1 protein-coding gene and 2 pseudogenes are annotated in these 2061 nt (G+C 63.9%); all 3 read right to left on the reverse strand.

All coding sequences use genetic code 11. The annotated features are described in order from the left end of the window. Nucleotides 1-372, reverse strand: a pseudogene (locus tag EDM04_RS18325) (aminotransferase class I/II-fold pyridoxal phosphate-dependent enzyme); the annotation flags it as partial. Nucleotides 373-375: 3 nt separating this feature from the next. Beyond that, on the reverse strand, nucleotides 376-1422 hold the full coding sequence (locus tag EDM04_RS18330; protein WP_123624663.1) for a transcriptional regulator: 1047 nt from the start codon (nucleotides 1420-1422) through the stop codon (nucleotides 376-378). Nucleotides 1423-1443: 21 nt separating this feature from the next. Continuing rightward, nucleotides 1444-2061, reverse strand: a pseudogene (locus EDM04_RS18335) (biotin synthase BioB); the annotation flags it as partial.

Consider the following 2061-nt stretch of genomic DNA (forward strand, 5'->3'; position numbering starts at 1 on the left):
CCCCGAGGAGAACGCCAGCGCACGCTCGGTTTCTTTCGATTTGACGAGTGCGTGTTCGAGCTTGCGGTGAGCGGATGTATCGCCCACGACGAGCCGGCTGGCGCCCGCGCCAGTGCCGACTTCATGGGCTGTCCGGGCGGCTGCCTCGGCCAGTCTGGCGTTTCCCGCGAGCCCGAGGTAGTCGTTGGCTGCGAACACCAGCATTTCCTCGGCATCGGCGTCGAAGGCCGGTACGTCGGCACCGGGGTCGGGCACCCGGCGAGCCCTCGGCTCGACACGGTCGACAGGAGCGAGGTCGCGACGGAGCCCACGGTCTTCTCGGGACTGGAGGCGTGCTTCGAGGTCGAACCCTCGATCCATCTGCTGCTGCACGGTTCAGAACCCGGGCATGAGCTCGGCAGGCCCGTAGACGCCGTATTCGCCGGTCCAGTTGCGGCGGACGGCAGCCTTCAGGTAGCCGAGTGCAGGGCCGTTCACGTTGGCTTCCATGCTCGTGTTGTCGTCGAGTTCGAACGTGTTGGTACCGACCTCGCCATCGAACGTGCGACCGGTGACTTTGACGGTCGTCGTTGTGGGCTTCTCGTCGTTGCGAAGGTCAAGGACGCCGCCGACGGTCACGTCCTCAGCGTCGCAGATACCCGCCCGTTCGAGAAGCACGTCGTCGGCGTGCTCCATGTCGTTGAACTCGATGACGCCGTCGTGAGCGTCGACGATTTCCTCGATCTCCTCGTCCGAAAGGGCGCGTGCCGATTCGATATCGTAGTCGGGGAGGTGGGCGATGTCCTCGCGGACGGTGCCGCGGTTGTCCTCGTAGCCGGATTTGAGGCCGACGCCCCACCAGATTTCGACCTCCTCGATCTCGATGAACGACTGGGCGGCGAGTGCCGCCGCGCCCGTGAGGAGGCCGGGTGTCGCGCCCGCACCGCAGACAAATGTGATGCCTGAATCTTCCAGTTGTTCCTCGCGGTCGTCGAGCATGCCGATGACACGTGAACGCTTGAGCACGTCGACGAGGACGCCCTCGTAGCCTGCGTTCGCGAAGCGCTCGGCGACAGTCGGAATGAAGTCGTGTTCGAGGTTCGGCAGCGCGATGAGTACCGCGTCGATGACCTCGTGTTCGGCGATGATGTCCTCGATGGGCGTCTCCGTCGGCTCGGCCTGTGTGGAGGCGACGACGCCCTTGTCGTCGCCGTGTTCCTTGATGTCGTCACCGCCGGATTCAACGGTAGTCCCGCCGTCGGAAGCGATGTTCCCCTCCGTTGCGGCCAGCAGTTCGTCCACATCAAGGCCGTCGTGGTTGACGGCAACCCCATGGCGGTCGCAGGCTGCGATAGGGGTGAGTTCGTCTTTGTCCGCGGAGACTTCGAGTGCGCGACGGCCGATACCACCAGTGCCGAGAACGGCGAAGTTGATGTCGTTCATAGCTGTTGCTGTATCTCTGTGTTAGTCATCAGACAGTTCCGCCTTGCTCGTGGCTGTCCCGACCGCCGTATCCGCGGGGTCGGCCGAGTCGCCATCACGGGATTTCACTTCTTCCGGGTCGAAATCGTTGACCTCGGTATTGGGCTCCATGCCGGCCTGCTCCATCATCTCGATGTCGTCGCCGGGGGACTGGCCCTCGGTTGTGAGGTAGTTCCCGGTGAGGATGCCATCCGCGCCGGCCTCGAAGGGAAGGTGTTGCTCGTCCTCAGCGAAGTTGACCTCGCGACCGCCGGTGAGCCGCACTCGCGCGTGCGGGTGGAGCAGTCGGTAGACCGCGATGGTCTTGATGGTCTCCGCCGTGGAGATGAGTGCTTCCTCTCGGTCGTCGAACATCGTCCCGGCGACCGGATTGAGGATGTTGACGGGGAGCGAGGAGACCCCGATGTCCTGGAGCGCGATGGCCGCGTCCACGCGGTCGGTAGGCGATTCGCCCATGCCCAGGATAACGCCGGCACAGAGGTCCATACCGGCTTCCTTGGCGACTTCGAGCGTCTTCACGCGGTCTTCGAAGTCATGGGTCTCGACGATTTCGGGGAAGAAACGCGGCGAGGTTTCGATGTTGTGGTTGTAGTGATTGAG

It is taken from the genome of Halorubrum sp. CSM-61, assembly GCF_003781945.1.
In the GTDB taxonomy this organism is placed as follows: domain Archaea; phylum Halobacteriota; class Halobacteria; order Halobacteriales; family Haloferacaceae; genus Halorubrum.

Coding starts and splice junctions, on each gene's coding strand:
- EDM04_RS18330 (WP_123624663.1), bottom strand. CDS start 1,422: ATGAACGACATCAACTTCGCCGTTCTCGGCACTGGTGGTATCGGCCGT.